Here is a 25,504-nt window from a genome sequence, read left to right on the forward strand (position 1 = left end):
TAAGGTGGTAGCAATGGAACGAGCAATATTTGCAGGTGGTTGTTTTTGGTGTATGGTGAAACCATTTGATAGTCTACCTGGAATTGAATCAGTAATTTCTGGTTATACAGGCGGCGAAAAGGAAAATCCTACCTATTTAGAAGTAAAAAGTGGAACGACCGGACATACCGAAGCAGTTGAGATTATTTTTGATCCTGAGTTGATCTCTTATAGTGAGCTTGTAGAGATTTACTGGCAGCAAACAGATCCAACGGACGCATTTGGACAATTCGAAGATCGTGGAAGCAGTTATCGCCCGGTTATCTATTATTTTGATGAGCGACAAAAAGAAACTGCCGTAGATAGTCGAGCAGCTTTGCAAAATAGCGGACGCTTCGATCGGCCAATCGTCACTCAGATTGAATCCGCTGGAGTTTTCTATCCGGCTGAAGCGGAGCACCAAGAATATTATCAGAGAAACCCTGAAAATTATCAAAAAAATGCTGAAAAGAGAAAACAATTTATCACAGAGTTTTGGTAAGAAACTGCTGTGCAAAAGCTCTTAAATTTGTACAGGAGTTGAGAGGTCTATCTATAGGCATCCTTTATAATAGAAGAAAAGGGGATGTTCGATAATGACGACCACCCAAATTGAAGCGATATTTGACGTAGCAGTTGAACCAATCTGGGAAATTGTGACCTCGTTAAATGATGTAAAATGGCGCAGTGACCTTAGTAGAATTGAAGTACTTAAAGATCAGAACAATTTTATTGAGTACACAAAGCAAGGAATCGCAACACGTTTTACAATCACAGAGTTTAAACCATTAATGTTTTATGCATTTTCTATGGACAATGACAGTATAAGCGGAAAATGGACAGGAGAATTTTTCTCTTTAGGAAAATATAAGACTAGGATCATTTTTAAGGAAGAGGTTACTGAAAAAAAGATATACATGAAGCCCTTTGTAAAGGGGTACTTAATCAAACAGCAGAAGACTTATATTAGAGACCTGACAAATTATCTAAGTAGACTCTGATAATTCCCAATTTTTCATAACGTGATTGAATCAGAAAGAGTAGTGTTTGTATTGACAATTATCAAAATGTGACATATGTCCTAATTGCTTTTCTATTGTTTCACTAAACTGTGAATATAGGAGGTGGTAAGGATAAGGATGATGATCCTTATTTTATTCATTGTTTTTATTTCAGGGTTAGTGGTTTTTAAACAATAGAAGAACTATCAATCAAACTTAGCTTATTGGGAGCGAATCAATCAATATGAAGAACGGCGAAAAAAAGAAATTTTAACTATAGCTCTTAAAAATCAGCGGTTATGAAAAAGCAAATAGCCATTCGATTCCTTAATTTCTAGGAGTCGGATGGCTTCTTGCATTTCTGTTTAACAATAGTAAGCAGCTAAATATTTTTTTTAAAGTATTCGGCTTCAGAGGAACGCTTTTTAAGTTGATCTTTATTAAGTATTAGAAATTTTCTCTTTTCTCGTTTTAAAACATTATCCTCGCATAGTTTGTTTAATAATCGTAATAAATGTCGATAACTGACACCAATGGTTGCAGCTACATCAGTCAAATTATCGAAAAAATAATCCTTATATGAACCTTGTAGGATATAGGCACAAAGGCGCTGTTCACCTGAGTAAAGGGCATTGGATGTATAATTGTGAGAGCTATTAATTAGATTTTCTGATAGACCTTTGGCTAAAGTAGTCATAAAAGTAATGTTTTTGAAAATCGAATCATGATCATTTATAAAAGGGACAACGATGCATTCAAATGGAGAGAGTGTGATAACTGATGCTGTAGCGTAGCTAGTATTAGACATCAATTCTACATCACCAATCAAACCACTGGAAAGATAGTAGGCCAAAACTAAGTCTTTACCACTTGGAGCGCTGGTACAAACTTTAGCCTTACCTGAAACAACGATCATAATATATTTATATTCCGTACCTTGAGAGAAAATTGTTTCGCCAGATTTAAAACTTTTAATTTCACAAACATCTTGATGATCAAGTAACCCATACTTATCAAGTAGTTCAAGATGATAATCTTCAAAATTCTTATTCATAACTTCGCCTCGATTCCTTTTATCACAATATTCAAGTTATTCTTTTTATCCCCATTCTACTATTATTTGTTCTTTTTTTGGTGTGGAATAGTTCGATTAATCATAAAAAATTTATTGTTTCCGGCATTTTTTATTGAAATAGAAGTATGCTGTAACTTTAACAAGTTAATAATGAGAGGCTTTTATTAGTATATCTTGTTGTTTTTATCCCAATGTTATTTTTCAAATTAGCTTTTATGCAATATCGAAAGTTATTTTAAATGATTTGCATTTTCATAAAAGTCATTTGTGCAGTATGGTACAATAATAATTGTAATGTAAACGATTGCAAATAAAGGGAGGAAGATTGTATGACGAAGACAGTAATAGTAGGAACAAATCACGCGGGGATCGCAGCAGCAAACACACTTTTGGATAACTTTGATGATCAGGAGGTTGTAATGATTGATCGTAACAACAACCTAAGTTATCTGGGTTGTGGAACAGCCTTATGGGTAGGTCGTCAAATCGATTCATATGAAGGATTATTTTATACAAATCGTGAAGATTTCGAGGCCAAAGGGGCAAGAATTTCAATGGAAACGACGGTTGAACGAGTTGATTACGACAAAAAAGAAGTTCATTGCCTATCAAAAACCGGAGAAGCCTTCTTTGAAAACTATGACAAATTGATTTTGGCGACCGGATCAGTTCCCATCTCACCAAAGGTTCCTGGTCGTGATTTAGAAAACATCCATTTCTTGAAGCGTTTTCAGGATGGTCAAGCAGTTGATCAGATCCTAGGGTCCGAGAATATTGAAAATGTGGCAGTTATTGGTGCGGGCTATATTGGTGTAGAGATCGCTGAAGCAGCTAAAAGACGTGGAAAAAATGTGTTGTTGTTTGACGCTATGGAACGTTCACTGCCAAGTTATTATGACAAATGGTTTACAGATGATATGGATACTATTTTAAGTGAACATGGGATTGATCTACATTTTGGTGAATTAGCAAAGGAATACAAAGGTGATAAAAAGGTTGAATCGATCGTAACGGATAAAGGTGAATATAAAGTTGATCTAGTTATCAATGCAATTGGTTTCTTGCCAAATAATGAGTTAGGCAAGGAACATTTAGAATTATTCAAAAACGGCGCTTACTTAGTTGATCGTCACCAACAAACAAGTGACTCAAATGTTTATGCTGTTGGAGATTGTGCAACGATTTACTCAAATGCATTACAAGATACGACATATATTGCTTTAGCGACTAACGCTGTTCGGTCAGGAATAGTTGCGGGATACAATGTAGGTGGTGTTGCATTAGAATCTACTGGAGTACAGGGCTCTAACGGTATTTCAATTTTCGGTTTACACATGGTGTCAACTGGCTTATCTGTTGAAGCAGCGGCAAAAAATGGAATCGAAGTGAAATACACAGATTTTGAAGACTTACAGCGTCCTGGATTTATGAAACAAAATGCCAATGTTAAGATTCGGATCGTTTATGAAGAAAGCTCTCGCCGAGTAGTAGGAGCACAGTTATCATCAACGGAGGATATTTCTGGTGTGATCCATATGTTCTCACTAGCGATTGAAGAAAAAGTGACAATTGATAAACTGAAATTGCTGGATATCTTCTTTTTACCACATTTCAACCAGCCGTATAATTACATCACAATGGCTGCGTTAAGTGCAGAATAGTTAAATTGAATAGAAATCCCCCTAAAGAGTTGGACTTAATTCTAACTCTTTAGGGGGATTTAATTATCCAGAATAGAGATATCTAATCAGCATCTGCTAATATATCTAAAACCTTTTGATAATTTTGATTTTGATATATTTCGTAATTCAATTTTTTATATAGCTTAACTGCGTGGTGACTCCAAGTCTGAGTATTTAGATAAAGATCTTGATTTGGGTAATATTCGTGAAGCAATTCAGTAACACGGATTGTTAATGCTTTGGCCAATCCTTTTCTCTGTTCTTCGGGGATGACACCTAACCAATGAAGACGAGGAAAATTATCTTCTGTCCACCAAGCAGTAAAGGTTGCCACTTTTTCTCCTTGTTGATTCTCAACAAAAAGCATTCGCCGCTCTAATTCTTTCTTATAAGGTGCGAATGAACGCTGAAAGTAATCAGCTGCATCCTGCTCTGTATCAAATTCTAAAACAGCCGTTTCGATTCGGCACCAATCTTTTTCATCACCTGGTTGATAAAAGATCATACGATATCCTTCCGGTAATTGGAGTTTTGGCAATGAGGGTGCATTAGACGGGCGAAACATGGTGAAGGGAATAAACGGTACTGACTTATCCAACATAACAAGACCTCCAGTCCTTTTCTCAATAAAAGCGTATCATGTAGGAATGGTAAAAGCCAGCTAGTTTTTTGTAATTATAGAAATCAGCGAAACTCTTGTTCTCCATAAAAACTTCTATTATAAAGAAAATGGAGACATTGATATTGATAGGTATTATATAATGAAAAGAGAAATTGAATTGCAGATTTATTAGTAATTGTCAAGATGTTTATTTAGGATTTCATCGACAGTGGTAATCTGCTGCAGTTTCAATTTATGAGAAAAAGTTAGGAGGTAGTTCTTTAATGGCTAAGAGGGTTTTCTTTGGTTTTTATTATGAAAATGATCTATCGAGAGCGCTAGTTGTTAAAAATAATTGGGCTTTAAAGGAGAATGAAGAGTCTGGGTTTATCAACAAAGCGGAATTTGAACGAATGAAGCGAGACGGTGATGAAGCTATTGAGCGCTGGATTGACAAACAATTAGTTGGAACTTCAGTGACTGTCGTATTAATTGGCAATGAAACATTGGATTCAACATATGTTCAATATGGAATTAAAAAAAGCTATGAACAAGGCAACGCGATCATCGCGTTGAAAATTGGTAAAGTAAAAAATTTAAGTCAACAAACATCTATCAGCCAGTCGGTAGTAAAAATCGTTGGTAAAAAGGATGATGGCGAGTTGCTATGGTTTGATGAAATCATTGATGGGGAATATGATTATATCAAGAATGATGGCTATACAAATCTCGAAAAATGGATTGAAAACGTAGATAAAGTAAAAGAAAGATAATTCCAATATCTTTCATTTATCTTTGAAATTTTTTTTGAAAGGGAGCTCGCTGAATACTTTTTAAAAAGGGGACTATGAAAGCGAATGAAAAAAATAAAGGGGAAAAATGATACGGCAATGGTTAGAGAGAAAAATAGGACGAGAATTTGAACAGAAAAGTTCAATTCTCGTCCTTTTAATTATTTTGATAATGCTAATGCCAAGGCCTTTTGAACTGCCACAATATTTTTGTCTTTTCTAAATTGAATTGTTTCTGCTGGAAGTTCTGCACTTGAAATCCAAATCTTTAGTTCTGCATCTAAGTCAAAATGTCCGCTAGTTTCTACTGAAAAACGTGAAATTGAACGATAAGAGATTGATTTGTACTCAACCTTTTTTCCAGTCATTCCTTGCTTGTCAACTAAAATTAAACGGAAGTCAGTAAAAACAATTAAGTCACGAACCAGTTTAAAGGCTAGAGAGACTGTTTCTCCAATAACTAAGACGTCTTCTAATTTTTCTTCAACTGCTTTGTTATTGTGTTGACTGGCATTGCCCATTAAGCCATCAAAAATACTCATTTAAAAACCCTCTTTCTTTGATTGATTAAAATTATTTTAGCTGATAATTAGTAGAATAGCTACTTGACCACTACTTTTCTAAGGAGAAAAATTCAAAATAATAATCATACTTTCACAAAAAAAGTTTTTGTTCTTTTTAACAGAAATACTCTTGCTAAACGAATAGCGTTTCGATATACTCGGAAGGGAAAAGAGCCCGGTTAGAAAATTGGGAGGTAGGAGGTGTTCTCATGCTTAAAAACTATCAACGGTGACTGTGAAACCAATCATTACTTAGAGTTTCTAAGCTAGTAGAACAATCGACTTTCCTCCGACCAACTTTTTTTACGACCAGTTAAAAGGGCTATTAAGTACGTAAAAAAATGGATCAAAAGAGGGAGCATACTTAAGTAGTATGTTTTTTTGTTGTGCATAAAAAAGGTCTTTATCCCTACTGAAAACGTTTCAAGTGAACAAATAAACTTTAAAGGGAGTATTAAAATGAAAAAAATTTTTGCAGTAATCAGCTGTTTGTTGTTAACAGCGTTAGTAGTCTATTCAAAAACTGAAGAGGTTCACGCGGCCGACAAATCAAGTAAGGTTCAGCGCTTAGTAAAAAGTAAGGATATCAAGGACGAAGACTTCTTTGTAGATGCCAAATGGCTAAAAAAACAAATGAAGGATGACGATAAAACAGTTGTGATTGAGGCTTCATACGGCGAAGGAAAAGATTATAAGAAGGCTCACATCCCGGGTGCATTGCACATTGATACAATGGAGATTGAAACTGAAGAAAACAACTGGAATATCTTAAGTGCTGAAACCTGTAAAGAAGTATTCTTAAAACGCGGAGTGACTAAAACGACACCGGTAGTTGTTTACTCAAGCGATATCAATGCGGCGGCACGTGTTGCTTTTGTTGCTTATTGGCTAGGTGTTGATGAGGTTAAAATTCTAGATGGCGGCTTAAAAGCATGGGAAAAGGCTGACTATAAAGTTGAAAAAGGCAATGAAGAGGCTAAAGCTGCGACTGATTTTGGTGCAGATGTTCCCGGACGTCCTGAAAGCTTGATCTCAACTTCAGCAGACTTAGTAGCTGCAAAAGATAAAAATCCAGAGCTAGTTCTGGCAAGTATCCGTTCTTGGAAAGAGTTTACTGGTAAAACCAGTGGGTATGATTATATTGAAAATGCCGGCGAACCAGAAGGTGCAGTTTATGCAAAATTAAGTAAAACTAGCGCGGATGTAGCTCAATTGATGAATAATGATGGAACAGTGAAGGAACCGACTAAGATTTTTGCAGCTTGGAAAAAGTGGGGCATTACACCAGATAAGGAAGTAGCTTTCTATTGTGGAACTGGTTGGCGCGCAGCGACAGCATTCTTCATCACTAAACAAGAAGGCTGGAAAGATGTAAAATTATTTGATGGCGGCTGGTTTGATTGGGATAAAGCACATCAGAAGGACCCAAGTAAATATCCTGTTCAAATTGGGGATCCAAGAGATAAAGACAAAGTAGAAATCCTGAACTAATGAAAATTTTTCGTATTTTTTTACACTTCATTCAATTAGGCCTAGTCTACGTGATCTATTTAATGGATGATCTTTACAAGAACCATCTGGGCTTTATGCGAAATGTTTCTTATTATTCTCATAAAGTAGAAGCAAGTAAGTTCGGCAGCAAGTTGTTTTTGCTGCCGCTCTTGCTGGTAGTGTTCGCCATTATTTTAGTCGTGAGAAAGAGAACTGTCGAAAGTCTTATTTTGATTTTACTTGGTCTATTATTTTTGATTTGGCAAATGATCTTTTCGTTAGCCACTACACCAATTTATTACTTAGTGAGCGGTATACTATGCCTAGGGTTTCTACTACAAATGGTCATTGTTCTATTAAAAAGGGGTTAGCCGATTTGATGGATTACTCAAAAAAAACAATCGAAATGGCACAATTGATCGCAGAGACTTGTACAAGCTGCAAACGATGCATGAAGGATTGTCTCTTTTTGCAGCAATATTGTGAAGATCCGCAAAAATTATTTCAACAATTTTTGGAGGAAGGGCTTGATCCAATCGTTCCGTATTCTTGTATGTTGTGCGGTCATTGTACAGTAGTATGTCCTCTCCAGTTAAAATTGGACGAAGCATTTTTAGCGATGCGTCAAGATTTAATTAAGGATGGATTGCCATTAAAGCAACTGAAAAGTGTGGAAATGCACCAAAGGCTTTCAACGAGTAAATTTTTTTCGGCAGTGAATCGAGGGGATACAAAATGAAATACGGTTTTATGGCGGGATGTTCACTGAGTTCTAGCAGTCCGAAACAGGTCGCTCAAATGATCGACTATTTAAAAGGTTATTATCCAAATATGGCTGTTATCCAGGGTTGCTGTGGGAAACCCACTCGGATGATTGGCCAAGAACAATTGTTTCAAAAGCGTTTTGGTCAATTGACAGAGCAAGTTCAACAGGCGGAGATCGATGAATTGATCGTGGCCTGTCAAGGATGTATCAAAACGATGACGATTCAAAATCAATTTTCCACCTCATCTTTGTGGGTAAAAATGGCCGAACTGGGGTTGCCAAAAGAAGCGATAGGCAAAGGGAAAGATAGTGACGTTGTCTTTTCAATCCAGGATTCTTGTCCAACTAAAGAGGTTACCGAGATTCATCAGGCTGTTCGTTATTTGCTAGATCAATTAGGCTATCAGGTAAAACACAATCGTTTGTCAGGAGAAAATACGTTGTGTTGTGGGATGGGAGGAATGTGCGGTGTCTCCAATCCTAGTTTGGCTAAAACGTTTGCGGAAAAACGTGTTGAGGATTTTAAAACAGATCATATTGTTACTTATTGTGCCAGTTGTACTTCAGCGATGATCTTGGGAGGCGGAGACGCGTGGCATTTATTGGACTTGATATTTGGTGAGGTCATACATAAAGAAGACACGACGACAGCCCATCCTTTAGACAATCCAGTTCAAGCGTGGAAGAATAGGTACCAATCAAAAAAAATCGTAACAAAAGCATAGGAGAGAATAATGAAAAAATGGTTAATCAGTTTGTTGTCAGTAGGGATGCTTTTTTCCCTATCTGCTTGCAAAACCGATGATACGAAAGAAGCGAAGACAGAAGACTCGATCAGCAGTTTTTCTGACGCTGTAAAGCAGAGCAAAGGGGAGACCGTTACCTTTTATGGATTTGGCGGTGATGAAAAAGCCAATGCTTGGGTCGATGAAGTTGTGACACCAGCAATGAAGGAAAAATATGACATTACTGTAAAGCGCGTCCCAATGGATATTGATCAAATTTTGAATAAGCTGACGACTGAAAAGGAAGCGGGAACGAAAGCAGGAGACATTGATGTTATGTGGATCAATGGTGAAAACTTCTATACTGCAAAGCAGGCGAAGCTGCTTTATGGTCCGATTACTGAAAAGGTCGAAAGCTTTGAGAAATTAATGGACGTCGATGGGCATAACTCAAGATATGATTTTGGTGTTAAGATCGATGGTTACGAAGTTCCTTATGGAAGTGCCCAATTAGTGTTTGCTGGAGACAAGGAAAGATTTAAAGACGGATTTCCGACGGATACACAGGCTTTGTTAGAGTATGCTAAAGCAAATCCAGAGAAAATCACCTACACTGCTCCACCTGAATTTACTGGCAGCGCCTTTGTCCGCAATGTGATCTGTGACATTGTAGGTTACGATAAAGTTGAAGAAGCAAAAGCGAACAAAGAAGACTTGTATAAGGTGATCAAACCAGGTTTGGATTACTTAAATGAAATCAAGCCTTATTTATGGCAAGAAGGAAAAACATACCCAACGACCACTGCGGAGTTGGATCAAATGTTTTCAGCGGGACAAATCGATATGAGCTATAGCTATTCTCAGATGCATGTCGCGGAAAAACGCAGCGACAATGAGTTCAAAGCAACCACGGAGTCTTTCTTATTCGATAAAGGAACGATTGCGAATCAAAGTTATTTAGCTATTGCGAATACTTCGAAGGTCAAAGCTGGCGCATTGGTTTTGATCAATGAAATGACTAGTGAATCAGCTCAATTGAAAAAGGCAGAAGCCAAATACGGGTATAGCATTCCACCATTTGATTCTGAAAAATTATCGGATAAAACCAATCAAAAATTAACGGATCTATACAAAAATCAAGGTGTCCTTTCACTTGAAGAAATGCAGGGAAAACAAATTCCTGAGGTTCAGGCAGAAAAGATTCCGATGATCGAAGCATTATGGAAAGAGCATGTTTTACATGAATAAAAAAAAATTGTTCGCGGTCCCTTTTGTATTGATAAACAGCGTTGTGATTTTAGCAGCGCTGTTTAAAGGGCTGCAAATTAGTTTAGGCTACTATCCTTTGATTGGACTCAATCAACTTACTCTAGCAAATTATCGTCAAGTATTGAGTGATCCATATTTCCAAAAGTCGCTAGGTTACAGCTGCTACTTAGCACTGACCGCGACTTTTTTGTCGTTGCTTTTAGGAATCGGAATTGCTTTTCTTCTATTAAAAGTAAAAAGTTCTTGGTTACATAAAATAATTAGTCTGCCGATTTCTTTGCCGCATATTATTGTAGCATTAATGATCATGCAATTGATCGGTCAGTCTGGTATCATTTCACGAGTGTGTTTTCAGCTGGGCTTAATTAAAGAAATCGGTCATTTTCCTTTATTAATCCATGATTCTGGTGGATTTGGGATCATCATGGTTTTCCTTTACAAAGAGATACCCTATGTTGCTGTAACAACCCTTGCGATTTTGCAGCAGCTACAATTAGGATACATAGAGGTCGCTAAAAATTTAGGAGCTTCAACGCTTCGAATCTTTTTTACTGTGATTTTACCGATGTTCCAAAAAATACTGATCACCTTATTTATTATTTTGTTTTGCTTTACTTTTGCCTCATTTGAGGTCCCTTATTTATTAGGCAATCCGAGTAATCAGACGGTAGCTTTAACCGCCTATGATCTATTTACTCAAGCAGATTTGACTACGCGGCCCCAAGCTTTTGCTCTGAATCTCGTGATGTCAGGTATTTGCTTAGTAATAACTGTCGTCGCTCTGACGATTAGTCGGATCTTGCCGGGAGGGAGAAGAATATCATGAAATTTGCGTCAAAAAGAAACTATATTCTACTAATTATTGCAGCGCTGATGGTGCTCCTTCCATTAATTGTACTGATTTCATGGTCGGTCAGTACAGAGTGGATGTATCCGGCTATTTTTCCAAAGGCCTTAGCTACTAAAATATATAAGCAAATGCTTGCTGAACCGAATTTTTGGCCGGCAGTAATCAATAGCTTTGTGATTGCTTTTGCGACGACGATGGTAAGCATCGTAGCGGCGTTGCCTGTAGCGAGGTATTTTGCCTTTCAGAAAAATATGTCACAACGGTTTGTGGAGGTTTTGGTATATCTGCCATTAATTTTACCTGCTATAGCAATCATTACGTCGAGTCAGGTTTTATTCTTACAATTACGTTTGACAGGAACTTTTTTGGGGATCATCTTGATTCATACTTATTTCTGTCTGCCTTATGCCATGCAAATCTTATTGGAGAGCTATCGTCAGTTAGGTGAAGGATACAGTTTGACTGCTCAAAGTTTAGGAGCTAAACCGTGGTCCGTTTTTTGGCAGATTACTTGGCCGTTGTTGCGTCCAGGAATCATTGCTTCGGCGACGATGGTATTCATCGTATCATTCAGTCAATACCTGCCGACTTTTTTTATTGGCGGAGGAAAGATCGTTACTTTGCCACTGTTATTGCTTCCTTATGCAAATAATGGTCGGTTTGGTTTGGCATCTTCCTACAGTTTGCTTTTTTTAGGATGTACGATATTAGGCGTATTTATTTTGAAAACAGTTATTGGAGGAATTCAGCGTGGGACTAAGCGTTAAAAATCTGCAGCTGCATTATGGAAAAAATAAAATATTGAAGGATCTGTCATTTGATATTGGTGAAAGAGAGATCGTTGCGCTTTTTGGCCCGTCAGGAGTGGGCAAGACCAGTCTGCTTAAAATAATCGGAGGAATTCAACCGATAGATAAGGGTACGATTACATTTACTGAGGGATTTTCTCAAGCGGGAACAATTTTGGTTTTTCAGGATTTCTGGCTCTTTCCCCATATGACTGTGGTTGAAAATATCACCTTTGGGCTGAAGGCGCGAAAGTTTTCGAAAACCGTCATCACTCAGAAAGTCAGTAAGATTCTTGAAGTGTTTGATTTGGTCGGTTTGGAAAAGCACTTCCCAGATCAGCTGTCAGGGGGACAGAAACAACGAGTGGCTTTGGCTCGCGCAATTATTTTGGAGCCCAAATTATTATTGTTGGATGAGCCATTTGCCAACTTGGATAGTCATTTAAAGGATTCAATGCGGGAGTATTTACTCCGACTTCAAAAAGAGTACAGTTTTAGTGTTATTCTGGTTACGCATGACCGCGAGGAGGCTTTTCAGTTAGCTGATCGAATGATTATTTTGCTGAATGGTGAAATCCAACAAATCGGAGGTCCTAAGGAAATTTATTTCTATCCGGCAAATCAAAAGGTCGCTGAGGCAGTTGGAGAAAGCAATTTTATTCCCGGAATCGTCGAGAACAATTGCTTCCGAATCGCTGATACTGAACTGATGATTCAGAATCCAAAAAGACTTCAAGGGGAAGTCTTACTGTTTATTCCTTATGGGGCTGAAGCCGAAATCTGCGAGACAGGATTACCGGCATTAATTGAAGGCATTGAATGGTCGCCAAACGGGCAGCGAGCCTATGTGAAAATTGTCGAGACACATTGTACGTTGACCAATTTATCTCAAAAAATAGTAAATCAAGAACAACTTTTTTTGCAATTCAAGGAACCACTTCAGGTGATGTCTCGATGATTTCGATAATTATACCGGTATTAAATGAAGAAAAGACGATCGCTCGATTATTGCAACAGTTGAAGCAATTTGGTCATGAAATTCCATATGAGATTATTGTAGTAGATGGTGGGAGTAAGGACCAGACTGTTTCGATCGCTGAAAAATGGGCAATTGTTTATCAGTTGAAGAATGCGAATCGCGGAGCACAGCTAAACTATGGTGTCGAAAAAAGTTCAGGCGATTGTTTGTGGTTTTTGCACAGCGATAGCCGTTTAGGAGCTACAAAGAATCTTTTGGATGATATTCAAACAGTATTAGCTGACAAACGTTACAGCGCCGGCTTTTTTAAACTATCTTTTGATTCATCCGATTGTTTTTACCGCTATTTGGCAGAGACCTCAAATTTACGAGCACGTTATCTTGGATTGGTTTTTGGTGATCAGGGATTATTTACGACACGAAAATTCTATGATGAAGTTGGCGGTTTTGAATCCATCCCATTAATGGAGGATTGGCGTCTAAGCCGGAAATTACGAAAGCTAGGACGCTTCTATCAACTTCCAGTAGAGATTGTTACATCAAGTCGTCGTTTTCGGAAAGGCAAACTTCGTACCCATTTAAAAATGCACAAAATAAAATTGCTCTATTTAATGGGAATGTCGCCTGAAAAATTGGCACAACGATATTATAAATGAGAAGGAGTCATTCATGTTAGAAAAGATTCGAGAGTATTTGAAGGAACAACAGCTGGTAGAAAAATTACAGCTAAAGGAACCATTCACGATTGAATTTTTAGCACAAGGAGAATATAATCAAAATTTTCTGATTTCTGCTGGTCAAAAGAAATATGTTTTTCGCTTAAATTATGGAAGCCAGTTGAACCTAGAAAATCAGATTCGTTATGAATACCAAGCGTTGAAATGGTTAGAACGCACGAATCGAACGCCAAGAGTATTATATGTGGATGACAGTTGTCAGAAATTTTCTCAAGGGTTGCTGATCATGGAATTTTTAGCAGGTGAGCCTTTGAATTACCGAAACGACTTGAATGAAGCGGCAGTAATTTTTGGAGAAATCCATCAGCAACCGATTGACGAGGCAGCTGATACTCTCTTTGTTAAAGAAAAGGCGACCATTTTATCCGCTCGTGTCAATGAGTGTCAGCAATTGCTGGAACCAGTGTTGACCAGTGATTTCGTACCCATTTCGGCTCAAAAGCTGCTGGCAGCTGCGCTGGATCAATGTGCTAAAAATGTCAAACAGCAGCAGTTCTTCGTTGAGCTTGACCAATGGTGTGTCAACAATACAGAAGTGAATTCGCATAATTTTATCATTGGGAAAAAGGGCTTCTTGATTGATTGGGAAAAACCAGTAATCAGCCATCCCGTTCAGGATATATCACAATTTTTAGCCTCAACGACAACTCTTTGGCGCAGTAACTTAGTTTTGACTCAAACAGAAAAGCAGGCATTTTTCTCCAGTTATCTTCAGACAACTGGTTTTGATTCGCACAGTTTTTCTGAAGCGTTACGAATCTACCATCCTTACTTGATGCTGCGGGCTCTGTCTTGGTCGGCCATGGCGTATGATAGTTACCAAAAAAATACTAAAGAATTGAAAAACCAAGAAATCTTTGAAAAGGTTTCTAGTTATATGAATGAAGATTTTCTACGTCAGGCACTGAAGGAGGAAGTCTTTGAATAAACACGCATATATACTATTCACACGAGTTCCTATCCCTAATAAGGTTAAGACTCGCCTGCAAAGTTCACTAAGTGGAAAAGAGGCTTGCGAAGTCCAACTGCGGATGCTAAGAGACAGCTTTATAAAATTTGAGCAATTAAGCGAGCAGGGGATTGATCTTTATCTTGCATACTCAGATGAAGGAGATCCGACGCCACTTATCTCTGCTTTGCCTGAAAGCTTTAATTCGTTTTCACAAGAAGGACAAACGATTGGAGAACGTATGGATCATGCCATAAAACATGTGTTAGCTATTGGTTATGAAAAAGTCATACTGACTGGCAGCGACATCCCTAATTTAACTAATGAAATAATCCAAACAGCCTTTGAACAAATGCAGGAGATTGTACTTGGCCCCTCCTTGGATGGCGGATATTATTTAATTGGCTGCACTCGAGGGATCGATTTATCCGCGATATTTGAAACAAATATTTCATGGGGCAAAAGTGATGTATTGACAGCGACACTGAAGCGATTAACTGGTTTTGAGGTTTCTTTCGTTTCACCTTTGCAGGATATTGATTATCCTGTCGATTTAAAAAGGATTCATAACGAGTTAGTGGAGGGAAACTACTATTTATCGGATTGGTTAGAAAAGAATCGAGGGCTATTAGAATGAGAAAGGTTATTTTTGATTGCGACAATACATTTGGCTTGGGAAATAGAGACGTAGATGACGGATTAACCTTGTTCTATTTACTCGGTTCTCCGGTAATCGATTTGCTAGGTGTTACACTGACTTATGGAAATGATACGTTAGAAAAAGTTACTCAAATGACAAAAGAGCTTCAGCGGCGATTGGATTTATCCTTCAATTATTACGGGAACCATCAAGCAGAATTTCTGGCGGAACAAGTGAATTGCTATCCAAATGAAGTGACGATTTTAGCGACAGGTGCCTTGACAAATTTAGCAGAAGCAAAAAAGCTAGATCCACTTTTTTTTGAAAAGGTTAAAAAAATAATAGTGATGGGCGGTACAACCGAACCTTTAGTGGTTAATCATCATCCGGTCACAGAATTGAATTTTTCTTGTGATCCGTTAGCAGCCGAAACGGTTTTATTGAGTCAGGCGAAAGTTGTCATCATGAATGGGCATATGACATCAGAAGCATTTTTTTCGATAACCGAACTCGAACAGTTTCTTTCTCTAGCAAAAGAAGTCATTCCACAAGAAAGAGCCGAGTGGATCCGCAGCACGTTGGAAAAATGGATCGAATGGAATGAAGAGGTTTTTAATTTTAGTGGATTTTGCAATTGGGATATGACAACGGCTGTGTATTTAGAGCGGCCAGAGCTTTTCAGTAACGAGCGTTTTTATTTGGCAGAACAACAACCGACCATCGATAAAGGTCGGATTATCTTGACCGAAAAATCTATTTATTCGGTAAGAATGCCTAAAAAGCTTTTAACGGTCTCTGAGTTTAATCAACTGATCATCGATCGAATGGTTAAAGGCCTGCAATAAAGCAGTCGCGGAATTGATCAGAAAGATTATCACGATCTGAAAAATAGAAAGGAGAACGGGTGAAAAAAATAATTATATTTATTTTGTTATTACTGCTAGTAATTTTTATGGCTTATCAATTTGGGTTGGTTGGTTTTTTGACGGATATTAGCGGCCTAAGAGCCTATTTGGAAGGTCTTGGCTGGTGGGGATATGTAATCTTTATATTGCTTTCGGTGGTTGTAGCTGTTTTTCTTTTACCAGGACAATTCCTAGCAATCGTTGGCGGTCTTGCTTATGGCGGGTTTCTTGGCGGATTATTAACGATTATCGGCGCGTCTCTGGGTGCTAGTATTTCTTTTATCATTGGAAAATATGTAGCCAGAGAATATATTCTTACGCGCTTTGGCAGTGACCCAACTTTTCAAAAAATTGAAAGGGGAGTGAAGGAAAACGGCATTTCCTTTTTAGTTTTTACACGGTTAGTTCCGGTCTTTCCTTTCGCTATTCAAAGTTATGCCTATGCGATGACACCGATGAGCGTGAAAAAATTTAGTTTGATCTCCTTTTTGACTATGATGCCGGCTAGTTTTATTTACGCCTTTATGGCTTCTGAAATTGCTTCTAAGGGAGTATCAATGACGCTGTTAATAGAATTGACTATTGCTGGGATTTTGCTGGCACTTTTAGCTTATCTTCCCAAAAGGATCAGTAAAAAAATCAATCAATTGAATTCCGAATACAAAAAGGATTAATCGTTTTGAAAGATCAGAAAATATCTTCTGGTCTTTTTTTGTTGCGTGCAGGTTAACTTATTGACGCTAAAGTTAACAACAACTCCATTGTCTTCTGATATTAATCAATCTAAAATGATTATAAGGGGGATTAAACTATGGATATGAATATTGGACCTATTATCATGGAAAAACGCAAAGAAAAACAGGTAACGCAACAAGAACTGGCAAATTTTGTTGGAGTATCAAAAGCATCTGTATCTAAATGGGAGACCGGGCAGACTTATCCAGATATTACTTTGTTGCCTCTATTGGCCGCTTATTTTGATATTACCATTGATTCATTATTAACTTATGAGCCACAGTTAGACAATCATGAAATTCAACGAATTTATACTATGCTGAAGGAATCGTTGGAAACTAAATCAGCAGATGATGTCTTGGCGACCATCCGCAGTTTTGTTAGAAGGTATTATTCTTGCTATCCTTTTGTTTTACAGATGGGCATGTTTTTAGTAAATCATGCGGATATGCTGCCAGGAGAAGAGAAAATACAAACGTATAATAAAGAGGCTCAGGAGTTATTCATTCATGTTCGAACGCAAGCGAAAGATCCGGAGATGATTACTCAAGCTTTAAAGTATGAAGCCTATACATCCTTGACATTGCAAGATTTTGATCAAGTGTTGACGATTTTGGGAGATCAGGTGCCTGTATTGTTTCCAATAGAGAGTTTAATTGCAGCGGCGCAGCAGCAAAAAGGGGATGATCAAAGAGCAATCGGTACACTTCAGAGTGCGATCTACCAATATACAACCGTTTTTTTAAGTTTTTTCTCCAACTATTTACAGCTATTAATTCATGATCCTAAAAAATTCTCAGAAACTGTTTCACGAGGAAATGAATTTGCTGCTATTTTCAATTTTAAACAGTTGCATCCAGTAGCCTTAATGAATTTTCAATTATCTGCTGTTTTTGGCTATGCGCAAATGAACGATGAAGAGGGTGCATTGAGAGAGTTGAGTGCCTTTCTAACTATCATGAAACAAACTGATTTTCCCGTTGATCTCCATGGCGATGACTATTTTGATCAAGTAGAAGAGTGGTTGGAGCAATTAGAAATTGGGAATCAATTACCGAGAGATTCAAGAAAGGTCAAAGAAAGTCTCATTGATATCGTAGTAGATAACCCAACGTTCGTAAATTTCAAGAATCAAGAACAACTACAAATGATCTATATCGAATTGCGAACTGTTAGAGAAAGAGGTACGACAGAAAATGAATAATTTTGATTTTCTCAAAGAAAATATGCCAATCTTTTTACCATTGATTATTCTAGAACTCATTTTAATGCTCACAGCAGTCCGACATGTTTTAACGCATAAGAACTATCGCTTCGGAAATAGAGCGCTGTGGCTAGTAGTCGTAATTGTTATTCAAATCATTGGTCCGGTCATTTATTTTGTTTTTGGGAAGGCGGATGATTGATGACTATTTTAGAAGTAAAAAATGTGTCAAAAAAATTTGGCTCAAAAAATGTTATAGACAATTTAAATTTGACTGTCCCAACAGGATCTATATTTGGTTTTGTCGGGGAAAATGGCGCGGGTAAAACCACAACTATGAAGATGATTCTTGGTTTAGAAGAGAAAAATGGTGGAGAAATTTTGGTCAAGGGAAAACCAGTCATTTTTGGTGACAATCAAACCAATCATCTGACGGGCTATTTGCCTGATGTTCCAGAATTTTATGATTATATGTCTGGGCAAGAGTATTTAAAATTTTGCGGAGAAATTACAGGATTGACAAAAGAACAACTGGGGCACAAGATCCCTGAGATTTTATCACTTGTCGGTTTGAGTAAGGATAAAAAGAAAATCAAAGGATACTCAAGGGGAATGAAGCAACGTTTAGGGATTGCACAAGCGCTGCTAAATGACCCCGAACTATTGATTTGCGACGAACCGACATCTGCGTTGGATCCTAGTGGACGAAACGAATTTCTCAAGATGCTCTCAGCCTTAAAGGGGCGAACTACGATTTTATTTTCCACTCATATTTTGACGGATGTAGAACGAATTTGTGATTATGTCGGTGTGTTGGATCAGGGCAGATTAGTTATTAGCGGTTCATTGGATGAACTGAAACAAAAATATACCAAAGACCAAATGATGATTGAGTTTAATGAATCAACAGGACTTGCCCCCTTTACTAAAGCATTAGAAGGATTAGTGGCATCCAAAGTTATAAAGAGCTACTCTTTTGACTCACAAAAAAATACATTCATTGTAAAGTACACAGAGAATTATGAAAAAGTCGCGCCGTTGATTTTTCAATTATTTGAAACCTATCAGATCTATCCACGGATGATCAAAAAGAGCACTCCAACATTAGAATCGATTTTCTTGGAGGTGGTCCGATGAAAAATCTTTATTTTTTCACTAAAAAGGAGTTGTTTGAAGCTTGGCGAACCTCACGGGTTATGATCCTAATCATCATATTTTTGATTTTTGGTTTGATGAACCCATTATTGGCAAAGCTAACACCAGAAATAGTAAAAATGACGATTGGCGAAGCCTTAGCAAAAACAATTCCCGAACCAACCTCGTTAGATTCATGGACCCAATTTTATAAAAACCTGACACAAATGGGATTGATTGTTTTAGCGTTGATGTTCAGTGGAGTCGTCAGCAATGAGATCAGTAAAGGAACCTTGATCAATTTGGTTACGAAGGGACTTAGACGTTGGACGGTCATTGCAGGCAAGATGCTCAGCTTAGTTCTTCAATGGACGATGTGTTTGTTTCTGACTTTTTCAGTTACCTGGGTGTACACAGTCTATTATTTTCCAGATCATAAAAGTCCGCACCTTTTTCAGGCGGTTCTTCCTATGTGGATCTTTGGAATACTCTTGCTGGGATTAGTGATCTTTTCCTCGACGATTGCCCGAAATAATTATGAGGGACTACTCTTAACTGGCGGAGTGATTATTTTATTTGTGTTGGCAAATTTGTATGACAAGGCGAAGTACTACAATCCGATTTCATTAGTGACGCAGAACATGCGTTTTCTGCAAAAAGGATCGGTGCTTCAAGACTATTTCCCGGCAATCATTATCAGTACAGTTCTTTTTATACTTTTCATAGTTTTGAGCATACTCGTTTTTAATCGAAAAAAATTGTAATTCAACGAAGACCTAGCACACAGTGCAGGTCTTTTCTTATCTTCTTAATTCGAAATAGGCAGATAGCCAAATGTTGTATATAATTAACTAATAGAGAGTGAAAACGTACACATGTGGACTTGTAAGGAGAAGAGGGATGTAATATGAGAGTGCTTGTAATCGACGATGATGTCGAAATTTGTTCTTTGTTGAAAAAAGTGATCGAGGAAAATCAGTGGGAGTGCGAGCTTGCTTACAACGGCCTTGAGGGAATAGAAAAACTTCAGTCAACACCGTTTGACTTAGTTTTGTTAGATTTAAATCTGCCCTATCAAAGCGGAGATTCAGTTTTGATCAAGCTGAGAGCATTCTCAGACATCCCAGTAATCGTTATTTCTGCAAAAGGGCTGGTGACAACCAAAATTGATCTTTTAAAAATCGGTGCAGATGATTATGTCACAAAACCATTTGATATTGACGAAGTAATTGCCCGAAGCGAAGCTGTAATGCGCAGAAACGCTCATTTGACTAAAAATAGTTCAAATGAACTATGGCATAAAAATCTGCGTTTAAATTTGGATGAAAAGAGAGTTTTTATTGAAGAAAACGAGGTTCAACTAACCGGTACCGAGTTTAAAATTCTAGAATTACTGATCAAACATCCTAATAAGGTTTTTTCGAAGCAAAATATATTTGAAAGTGTATGGAAGGATGCTTACTATGATGACGGACATACGATCAACGTTCACGTGAGTTCTTTACGCGGAAAACTTTCGCAAATTAATTCAGAGGTAAATTATATCGAAACCGTATGGGGAATCGGATATCGTTTAGTAAAATCGAAATCTTGATAGATTCTTGATCTTTTCAATGGGGGTCTTGACACCTTCTTTTTAAACTTAAACGAGTGGCGGATCACTATAAAAAGGATGTGTTAAGAATGCGCGAAGTTGTTTTAAAGACTGTGAACCTGTCAAAAAACTTTAAAGATGTACAAGTTCTTAAGGATATTTCTATCGAACTGGAACGCGGAAAAATCTATGGGTTTATTGGCTTGAATGGAGCTGGAAAAACCACACTTATGAGAATTTTGATGGGACTTGTGAAGAGCGATTCGGGACAAATCTCATTATTTAATGAATCAAAGGAACAATTATTGAGTGGAAAACGTAAGCGAATCGGCAGCATGATTGAGACTCCTGCCTATTATCCAGGTATGAATGCTCGTGAAAATCTTGATATGGCTCGTTTTTCTCATGGATTGCCTAATAAAGGTTTAGTCGAAGAACTGCTTAAAATGGTTGGATTAGAGAATGACTGCAAGAAGAAAGTCAGAGATTTTTCTTTAGGAATGAAGCAGCGTTTGGGAATTGCTCAAGCCTTGCTATGCGAACCAGACATGTTGATTTTAGATGAACCTAATAATGGCTTAGATCCGTTCGGTGTTGTCGAAGTTAGAGAACTGCTGCTAAAAATGAATCGTGAGAAAAATGTAACGATGCTGATCAGCAGTCATACCTTACAAGAATTATATCAATTAGTCACTGACTACATCATTATTCATGAAGGGGTAATTATTGAAAGCATCAGCAAGAAAGAGTTGCAGGAGAAGTGTCAGCGGCACATTTACTTAAGGGTTAAATCTCCTTTTTTGGCGACGGCTACAATTGAGAAGTATTTAGATACAACGAATTATCAAGTGCTCCCTGATCAATCCATTAAACTGTATGATTATCTCGATGATTTAAACCGGGTGATCACGTGTTTAGTACAGCATGATATTGAGATACTCGCGGTGGCTATTGCTGAAGAAACCCTAGAAGATTATTTCGTCCAAAGTATAAGGGGGATGGGAAATGATTAATCTGATAAAAATCGAATGGCATCGTTTGGTCAAACTTCGTATTTTGCCCGTGCTCTTGTTATTGGCAGTCTATTTCTCTTACATTATTTTGGATAAATTATTCGGTAACAGTATCGACGCTGTAAAATTTTTATCAAGCGGGCAAGCTACATTTGCCAATAGTTTTTCAACGAACACGACGATTTTTGGACCAGTCATTTTAGCCGGTTATTTCCTTGGATCAGATTTTACTCAACGAACGCTGCAGCAGCAAGTGGCCAATGGACATACTCGAAAAACACTCGTTTTGGCTAAAGTTATTGTATTCAGTTTTATCTCATTGGTACTTATGATGATCACTCCAATTGTGACAACAGGGATAGTCACTTTGATAAAGGGCTGGGGAACAGATTTTACCATTGAGACGGTTTCATATATATTAAGAGTTTGCTTTTTGACTAGTTTATTGTCCATTTCGGCTGTCAGTGTCTATCTTTCAATTTCATTCGTCTGTAAAGACATTTTTAAGACAGTTCTCTTTTCAGCATTGTTCACTATTCTATTTATTGAACTAGGTGGAATACTAGTAAAAGACGGTACATTTTTTTGGGATTTTTACAATTTCTTTCCATTAAATCAAGTATCAGCGGCTTCTCAAGTGCATTTACCTATGAAGGATCTAGTTAAAATGCTCTTTTCATCAATCGTTACATGGGTGACAATGATAGGATTAACAATAATTATTTTTGAGAAACAAGACCTTAACTAACGCACAGAAAGGGCAAAGCTTATGAAACTTCTCGTGACTGCACTAGTTATAATTATCCTAATACTGGCCTTTCTGATTTTTTTATTGCGGCGAGAAATTTTGAAAATAAATGATCGCTTAAAACGACTAGATTTTGAAAGCAATCAGCTGTTGGAGGTTAACCTATTTGATCGTTCGGTCAATACGCTGACTGAAACATTAAACGAACAAATTATAGAGCAACGCGCCTATAGAATCGCTGTGATGAATCGTGAACAGGAACTCAAAGAGACGATCTCAAATATTTCCCATGATTTAAGAACGCCGTTAACAGCGATTATCGGCTATCTCCAACTGTTGGAGCGAGAGGAACTGTCAAAAGATCAAGCAGAGTCTATTAAAATTTTGTTAGAAAAGTCTTTGACGATGAAAAACCTGACCCAAGCCTTTTTCGAACTATCTTATTTTGATTCTCAACTAACCGAAACCGAGTTGGTCAGAATCAATTTGAGCAATCTGTTGATTGATGAACTTTTGAAAGAAAGTGTTAATTTTGATTCTTCTACAATTGAACCACAGTTAAAAATTCAGGAAGACTGTTTTGTTCTCACAGATAAAAAATTATTGACGCGCGTTTTGCAAAACTTGATTGTGAACGTTTTGCAGCATGGACAAGAGAAAGTAATTGTCGAATTAACACAAAAGGAAAAGACTGTTTTGAAGATCTCTAACAAATATAAAGCAGGTACTAAAATTGATACGCAAAGAATTTTTCAACGGTATTATGTGGCAGATAATAATGAAACAAATAGAAACAATGGTCTGGGGTTAGCCATTGTTGAGTTATTATGCCATAGACTTGGTATAAAAAATAAAGCAGTCGTTGACCCAGAGTATTTTACTATTTGTCTAGAAGTCCCTTCTACTAAATAAACTGAATCGTCAATTGCAAGAGCTATTTTTGGTTCTTTTTTTATGCTCTTCTTGATACTTTCTTGACAATCCCTTGATCATTGACTGATACGTTTTTTCTAGAATTGGATGTAGATAAACAATAATCGTACTAGGAGGGTTTATTATGATAAAAATGATCAGGAAAGTCATACTAATCATTTTATCTAGCTTCATTGTTTTGGCCTCGTTAATACTTGCTTATATCATATGGATTCAACCAATTGATAGTAGAACAGCGGATCATTCAATTGGGATTGCTCGCAAAACGGAGGCAGAATCCAAAGAAACTATCAAAGTAAAAAAAATGCCCAAGCCTAACAGCAATTATTCCAGTTCCCCTCAAAGTAATCTTCGTTCGAAAGATTTATCTCAATTGAATTTGACTAGTGAATTCAATGCTATCAAACGGGTTGTTTATGATACATCAACTAAATGGCCGCGACGACTGCCAAAAGGTTTTGATCCTGATAAATCGATGGAATTAGGAAAAAATCCGGGTTTGCATGTACAAGAGCTGCACAAAAAAGGGATTACAGGAAAAGGAGTTTCGGTCGGAATTATTGATCAAACCTTATATACCGAACACTCGGAATACAAGAAACGCTTAAAACATTACGAAGAAATCCATGCTTTATCAAAAGTTCCCGAAATGCATGGGGCAGGAGTAGCCTCATTAGCGGTCGGAGAAAATATTGGCGTAGCACCAGAATCAAATCTTTACTTCATTGCCTCATCATTTGCGGATAATCTATTAATTATGCTGAAAATGAAAGGACATGACTCGAAAGGAGATACATACACTAATGGAATTACTTATAAATATTACGCCCAATCTATTGAACGATTTCTTGAAATCAACAAGACGTTACCAGAAAAAGAAAAAATTCGAGCCATTTCAATATCTCGCGGATTCAATAAAAAGGACAACGATTACGATCTATTTAAAAAGGCTTTAGATAAAGCGAATGATCAAGGCATTTTAGTAGTAACGGCCACTTTAGAACAGGATTATGGAATAGGCATTGCCGGTCTAGGCAAGGAGATGATGTCAGATCCTGATGATCGGGCCTCTTATTCAGTTGGTTCTTGGCTGAAGGAGAATGCTGAGGACTATCAAAATTGCCTGTTTTTACCAATGGATTGTCGAACTTATGCGGGGATTACTGGAGAAAAGTCCTATGTGAACGATACAAGCGGAGGATTGAGTTGGGTAGTGCCATATTTAGCAGGGTTGTATGCTTTGGCATATCAAGTGAATAAATCAATAACGCCAGAAACTTTCATAGAGAAGGCGATTGAAACCTCAGATTCTCAAGTAGTCGAAAATGAAGGGAAGCCTTTTACGATCAAATATTTAATCAATCCAATTCGATTAATTGAAGAAATTCAAAGTGATACCTAGAGTGTCTTTTCTTTCATTGAGAAGTTATATCATTTTTTGATATAGCTTTTTTGGTTCAATGAATTTTTATTACGATCTTTTTTTCTAGAGCAGATGCTTCATTCTTACAATCAATTCCAGACAAAATAAAAACACCGATAAAGTATCGATGTCCTGAAACGTTAGATAAATAGATAAACAACAGAATAGATATAATAGGCTAATAATAATAAGGCTACAATGCAAGAAATTTTTGATAAAAAGCCGCCACGTGCAGGTTTTGATGCGCGGCGTGTCTGTCTGCGAGTCATTTCTACTTGCTCAGTTTGTTCAATACTGATTTTTTCAGTTTTTGAAGAGCGTAGAAGGACGACAGCTAGTAAATCAATAAATAGTAATCCTTGCAAAATGATGCTAACGATAAGAGTAATTTGATCTCCTCTAACCATTCTAAATAAAAACAGAATAATCATTAGAAGATCAAATAGTAGTGTCAGTAAAAGCGCCATAACAAAGCTCCTTTGAATAGGTTAGAATAAACAAGCTTTATTATAGCATACAACTAATAAAAAAAATTACGAATTATTTGTGAAGGATGCTGATAAAGGCATTATCCTTTGCGGTTCCAAAAGGAATAGACCAGCCAATAGAGCATGAAGGTGATGAGCGAAATCAACATCAACAATGCCAATGTCCAAGCACCTTCAACAGGTTGATAGTGGTGATAATTCATAAGTAAGTAGATGCATAAGAAAGTTGGGATCAAAGAGAAGTATAAATGAATCAGAATACGATCTTTTTTAAATAGAGAAAAATAGATAAAGGTCATCAAAAAAAAGATCAGATAAATAATTGCTGAAACTGCATCGCCAATATCCATAAAAACCCCTCCCCTGTATGCTATTATATCAGATTGAAAGACTTCAATAAAT

The 25,504-nt window shown here is 37.2% G+C and carries 31 protein-coding genes; 26 read left to right on the forward strand and 5 right to left on the reverse strand.

Features of this window, described 5'->3' with window-relative positions; genetic code table 11:
- Window positions 1-13: 13 nt before the first annotated feature.
- On the forward strand, window positions 14-520 hold the full coding sequence (gene msrA, locus PGP85_RS04180; protein WP_010739302.1) for a peptide-methionine (S)-S-oxide reductase MsrA: 507 nt from the start codon (window positions 14-16) through the stop codon (window positions 518-520).
- A gap of 94 nt (window positions 521-614) precedes the next feature.
- Entirely contained in the window at window positions 615-1,019 is a 405-nt protein-coding gene (locus PGP85_RS04185) for a polyketide cyclase (RefSeq protein WP_270326293.1), read from the forward strand.
- 382 nt (window positions 1,020-1,401) lie between these two features.
- On the opposite strand, the gene PGP85_RS04190 is transcribed toward PGP85_RS04185, so the two are convergent.
- The gene (locus PGP85_RS04190) at window positions 1,402-2,073 is read right to left on the reverse strand and encodes a Crp/Fnr family transcriptional regulator (RefSeq protein WP_270326294.1); all 672 of its coding nucleotides are present in this window, start codon (window positions 2,071-2,073) and stop codon (window positions 1,402-1,404) included.
- Between the two features lie 350 nt (window positions 2,074-2,423).
- Here PGP85_RS04190 and nox point away from each other — a divergent pair, with 350 nt between their 5' ends.
- Window positions 2,424-3,755 carry a H2O-forming NADH oxidase gene (gene nox, locus PGP85_RS04195; protein ID WP_270326297.1) on the forward strand — a complete coding sequence of 444 codons (1,332 nt, stop codon included), beginning with the start codon at window positions 2,424-2,426 and terminating at the stop codon, window positions 3,753-3,755.
- Window positions 3,756-3,837: 82 nt separating this feature from the next.
- Here the strand turns inward: nox and PGP85_RS04200 are convergent, their stop codons facing one another.
- Window positions 3,838-4,377, reverse strand: coding sequence for a GNAT family N-acetyltransferase (locus tag PGP85_RS04200; RefSeq protein ID WP_270326299.1), 540 nt, complete (start codon window positions 4,375-4,377; stop codon window positions 3,838-3,840).
- 284 nt (window positions 4,378-4,661) lie between these two features.
- On the opposite strand from PGP85_RS04200, the gene PGP85_RS04205 reads away from it, so the two are divergent.
- On the forward strand, window positions 4,662-5,150 hold the full coding sequence (locus PGP85_RS04205) for a TIR domain-containing protein (protein ID WP_010739296.1): 489 nt from the start codon (window positions 4,662-4,664) through the stop codon (window positions 5,148-5,150).
- Window positions 5,151-5,329: 179 nt separating this feature from the next.
- Here PGP85_RS04205 and PGP85_RS04210 read toward each other — a convergent pair whose 3' ends face one another.
- Window positions 5,330-5,710, reverse strand: a complete 381-nt coding sequence (locus PGP85_RS04210; protein ID WP_270326300.1) for a PH domain-containing protein — start codon at window positions 5,708-5,710, stop codon at window positions 5,330-5,332.
- Window positions 5,711-6,190: 480 nt separating this feature from the next.
- Here PGP85_RS04210 and PGP85_RS04215 point away from each other — a divergent pair, with 480 nt between their 5' ends.
- The 22 genes from PGP85_RS04215 (at window position 6,191) to PGP85_RS04320 (ending at window position 24,593) form a co-directional block, all read left to right on the forward strand.
- Window positions 6,191-7,222, forward strand: a complete 1,032-nt coding sequence (locus PGP85_RS04215; RefSeq protein WP_270326301.1) for a sulfurtransferase — start codon at window positions 6,191-6,193, stop codon at window positions 7,220-7,222.
- Window positions 7,222-7,593: a hypothetical protein gene (locus PGP85_RS04220; protein ID WP_010739293.1), complete on the forward strand. Its 372-nt coding sequence runs from the start codon at window positions 7,222-7,224 to the stop codon at window positions 7,591-7,593. The genes PGP85_RS04215 and PGP85_RS04220 overlap by 1 nt, the downstream gene beginning before the upstream one ends.
- An 8-nt stretch (window positions 7,594-7,601) precedes the next feature.
- Entirely contained in the window at window positions 7,602-7,961 is a 360-nt protein-coding gene (locus PGP85_RS04225; RefSeq protein ID WP_034708253.1) for a 4Fe-4S dicluster domain-containing protein, read from the forward strand.
- Window positions 7,958-8,713 carry a (Fe-S)-binding protein gene (locus tag PGP85_RS04230; protein WP_270326302.1) on the forward strand — a complete coding sequence of 252 codons (756 nt, stop codon included), beginning with the start codon at window positions 7,958-7,960 and terminating at the stop codon, window positions 8,711-8,713. Before PGP85_RS04225 ends, PGP85_RS04230 begins: the two co-directional genes overlap by 4 nt.
- Before the next feature lie 9 nt (window positions 8,714-8,722).
- Window positions 8,723-9,961 carry an ABC transporter substrate-binding protein gene (locus PGP85_RS04235; protein ID WP_270326304.1) on the forward strand — a complete coding sequence of 413 codons (1,239 nt, stop codon included), beginning with the start codon at window positions 8,723-8,725 and terminating at the stop codon, window positions 9,959-9,961.
- Window positions 9,954-10,808 (forward strand): ABC transporter permease, encoded by an 855-nt coding sequence (locus PGP85_RS04240; protein WP_270326306.1) that lies wholly within the window; start codon window positions 9,954-9,956, stop codon window positions 10,806-10,808. The genes PGP85_RS04235 and PGP85_RS04240 overlap by 8 nt, the downstream gene beginning before the upstream one ends.
- Window positions 10,805-11,599 (forward strand): ABC transporter permease, encoded by a 795-nt coding sequence (locus PGP85_RS04245; RefSeq protein WP_270326308.1) that lies wholly within the window; start codon window positions 10,805-10,807, stop codon window positions 11,597-11,599. Before PGP85_RS04240 ends, PGP85_RS04245 begins: the two co-directional genes overlap by 4 nt.
- Window positions 11,583-12,578, forward strand: a complete 996-nt coding sequence (locus PGP85_RS04250) for an ABC transporter ATP-binding protein (protein ID WP_270326310.1) — start codon at window positions 11,583-11,585, stop codon at window positions 12,576-12,578. The genes PGP85_RS04245 and PGP85_RS04250 overlap by 17 nt, the downstream gene beginning before the upstream one ends.
- Complete coding sequence (locus tag PGP85_RS04255; protein ID WP_270326312.1) at window positions 12,575-13,255, forward strand: TIGR04283 family arsenosugar biosynthesis glycosyltransferase; 681 nt, start codon at window positions 12,575-12,577, stop codon at window positions 13,253-13,255. Before PGP85_RS04250 ends, PGP85_RS04255 begins: the two co-directional genes overlap by 4 nt.
- Window positions 13,256-13,268: 13 nt before the next feature.
- Window positions 13,269-14,264 carry an aminoglycoside phosphotransferase family protein gene (locus PGP85_RS04260; protein ID WP_270326314.1) on the forward strand — a complete coding sequence of 332 codons (996 nt, stop codon included), beginning with the start codon at window positions 13,269-13,271 and terminating at the stop codon, window positions 14,262-14,264.
- Window positions 14,257-14,922, forward strand: a complete 666-nt coding sequence (locus PGP85_RS04265) for a TIGR04282 family arsenosugar biosynthesis glycosyltransferase (RefSeq protein WP_090407746.1) — start codon at window positions 14,257-14,259, stop codon at window positions 14,920-14,922. The genes PGP85_RS04260 and PGP85_RS04265 overlap by 8 nt, the downstream gene beginning before the upstream one ends.
- Entirely contained in the window at window positions 14,919-15,770 is an 852-nt protein-coding gene (locus PGP85_RS04270; protein WP_270326315.1) for a nucleoside hydrolase, read from the forward strand. Before PGP85_RS04265 ends, PGP85_RS04270 begins: the two co-directional genes overlap by 4 nt.
- Before the next feature lie 59 nt (window positions 15,771-15,829).
- Window positions 15,830-16,504 (forward strand): TVP38/TMEM64 family protein, encoded by a 675-nt coding sequence (locus tag PGP85_RS04275; RefSeq protein ID WP_010739282.1) that lies wholly within the window; start codon window positions 15,830-15,832, stop codon window positions 16,502-16,504.
- A gap of 137 nt (window positions 16,505-16,641) precedes the next feature.
- Entirely contained in the window at window positions 16,642-17,769 is a 1,128-nt protein-coding gene (locus tag PGP85_RS04280) for a helix-turn-helix domain-containing protein (RefSeq protein ID WP_010739281.1), read from the forward strand.
- A complete protein-coding gene (locus PGP85_RS04285; RefSeq protein WP_010739280.1) occupies window positions 17,762-17,971 on the forward strand; it encodes a PLDc N-terminal domain-containing protein in 210 nt (69 codons plus the stop codon). Before PGP85_RS04280 ends, PGP85_RS04285 begins: the two co-directional genes overlap by 8 nt.
- The gene (locus tag PGP85_RS04290; protein WP_010739279.1) at window positions 17,971-18,906 is read left to right on the forward strand and encodes an ABC transporter ATP-binding protein; all 936 of its coding nucleotides are present in this window, start codon (window positions 17,971-17,973) and stop codon (window positions 18,904-18,906) included. Before PGP85_RS04285 ends, PGP85_RS04290 begins: the two co-directional genes overlap by 1 nt.
- Complete coding sequence (locus PGP85_RS04295; protein WP_010739278.1) at window positions 18,903-19,667, forward strand: ABC transporter permease; 765 nt, start codon at window positions 18,903-18,905, stop codon at window positions 19,665-19,667. The genes PGP85_RS04290 and PGP85_RS04295 overlap by 4 nt, the downstream gene beginning before the upstream one ends.
- A 143-nt stretch (window positions 19,668-19,810) precedes the next feature.
- The gene (locus tag PGP85_RS04300) at window positions 19,811-20,497 is read left to right on the forward strand and encodes a response regulator transcription factor (protein ID WP_010739277.1); all 687 of its coding nucleotides are present in this window, start codon (window positions 19,811-19,813) and stop codon (window positions 20,495-20,497) included.
- Window positions 20,498-20,586: 89 nt separating this feature from the next.
- On the forward strand, window positions 20,587-21,510 hold the full coding sequence (locus PGP85_RS04305) for an ATP-binding cassette domain-containing protein (protein WP_010739276.1): 924 nt from the start codon (window positions 20,587-20,589) through the stop codon (window positions 21,508-21,510).
- Complete coding sequence (locus tag PGP85_RS04310; protein WP_010739275.1) at window positions 21,503-22,258, forward strand: ABC transporter permease; 756 nt, start codon at window positions 21,503-21,505, stop codon at window positions 22,256-22,258. Before PGP85_RS04305 ends, PGP85_RS04310 begins: the two co-directional genes overlap by 8 nt.
- A gap of 21 nt (window positions 22,259-22,279) precedes the next feature.
- The gene (locus tag PGP85_RS04315) at window positions 22,280-23,170 is read left to right on the forward strand and encodes a sensor histidine kinase (RefSeq protein ID WP_010739274.1); all 891 of its coding nucleotides are present in this window, start codon (window positions 22,280-22,282) and stop codon (window positions 23,168-23,170) included.
- Between the two features lie 145 nt (window positions 23,171-23,315).
- Window positions 23,316-24,593 carry a S8 family serine peptidase gene (locus tag PGP85_RS04320; RefSeq protein WP_270326316.1) on the forward strand — a complete coding sequence of 426 codons (1,278 nt, stop codon included), beginning with the start codon at window positions 23,316-23,318 and terminating at the stop codon, window positions 24,591-24,593.
- Window positions 24,594-24,754: 161 nt separating this feature from the next.
- Here PGP85_RS04320 and PGP85_RS04325 read toward each other — a convergent pair whose 3' ends face one another.
- Together PGP85_RS04325 and PGP85_RS04330 are read right to left on the reverse strand one after the other, a co-directional pair.
- Window positions 24,755-25,081 carry a hypothetical protein gene (locus PGP85_RS04325; RefSeq protein WP_010739272.1) on the reverse strand — a complete coding sequence of 109 codons (327 nt, stop codon included), beginning with the start codon at window positions 25,079-25,081 and terminating at the stop codon, window positions 24,755-24,757.
- Window positions 25,082-25,182: 101 nt separating this feature from the next.
- On the reverse strand, window positions 25,183-25,452 hold the full coding sequence (locus tag PGP85_RS04330; protein ID WP_090407713.1) for a hypothetical protein: 270 nt from the start codon (window positions 25,450-25,452) through the stop codon (window positions 25,183-25,185).
- Between the last annotated feature and the right edge of the window lie 52 nt (window positions 25,453-25,504).

Source organism: Enterococcus malodoratus (assembly GCF_027659535.1).
Lineage (GTDB): Bacteria > Bacillota > Bacilli > Lactobacillales > Enterococcaceae > Enterococcus_A > Enterococcus_A malodoratus.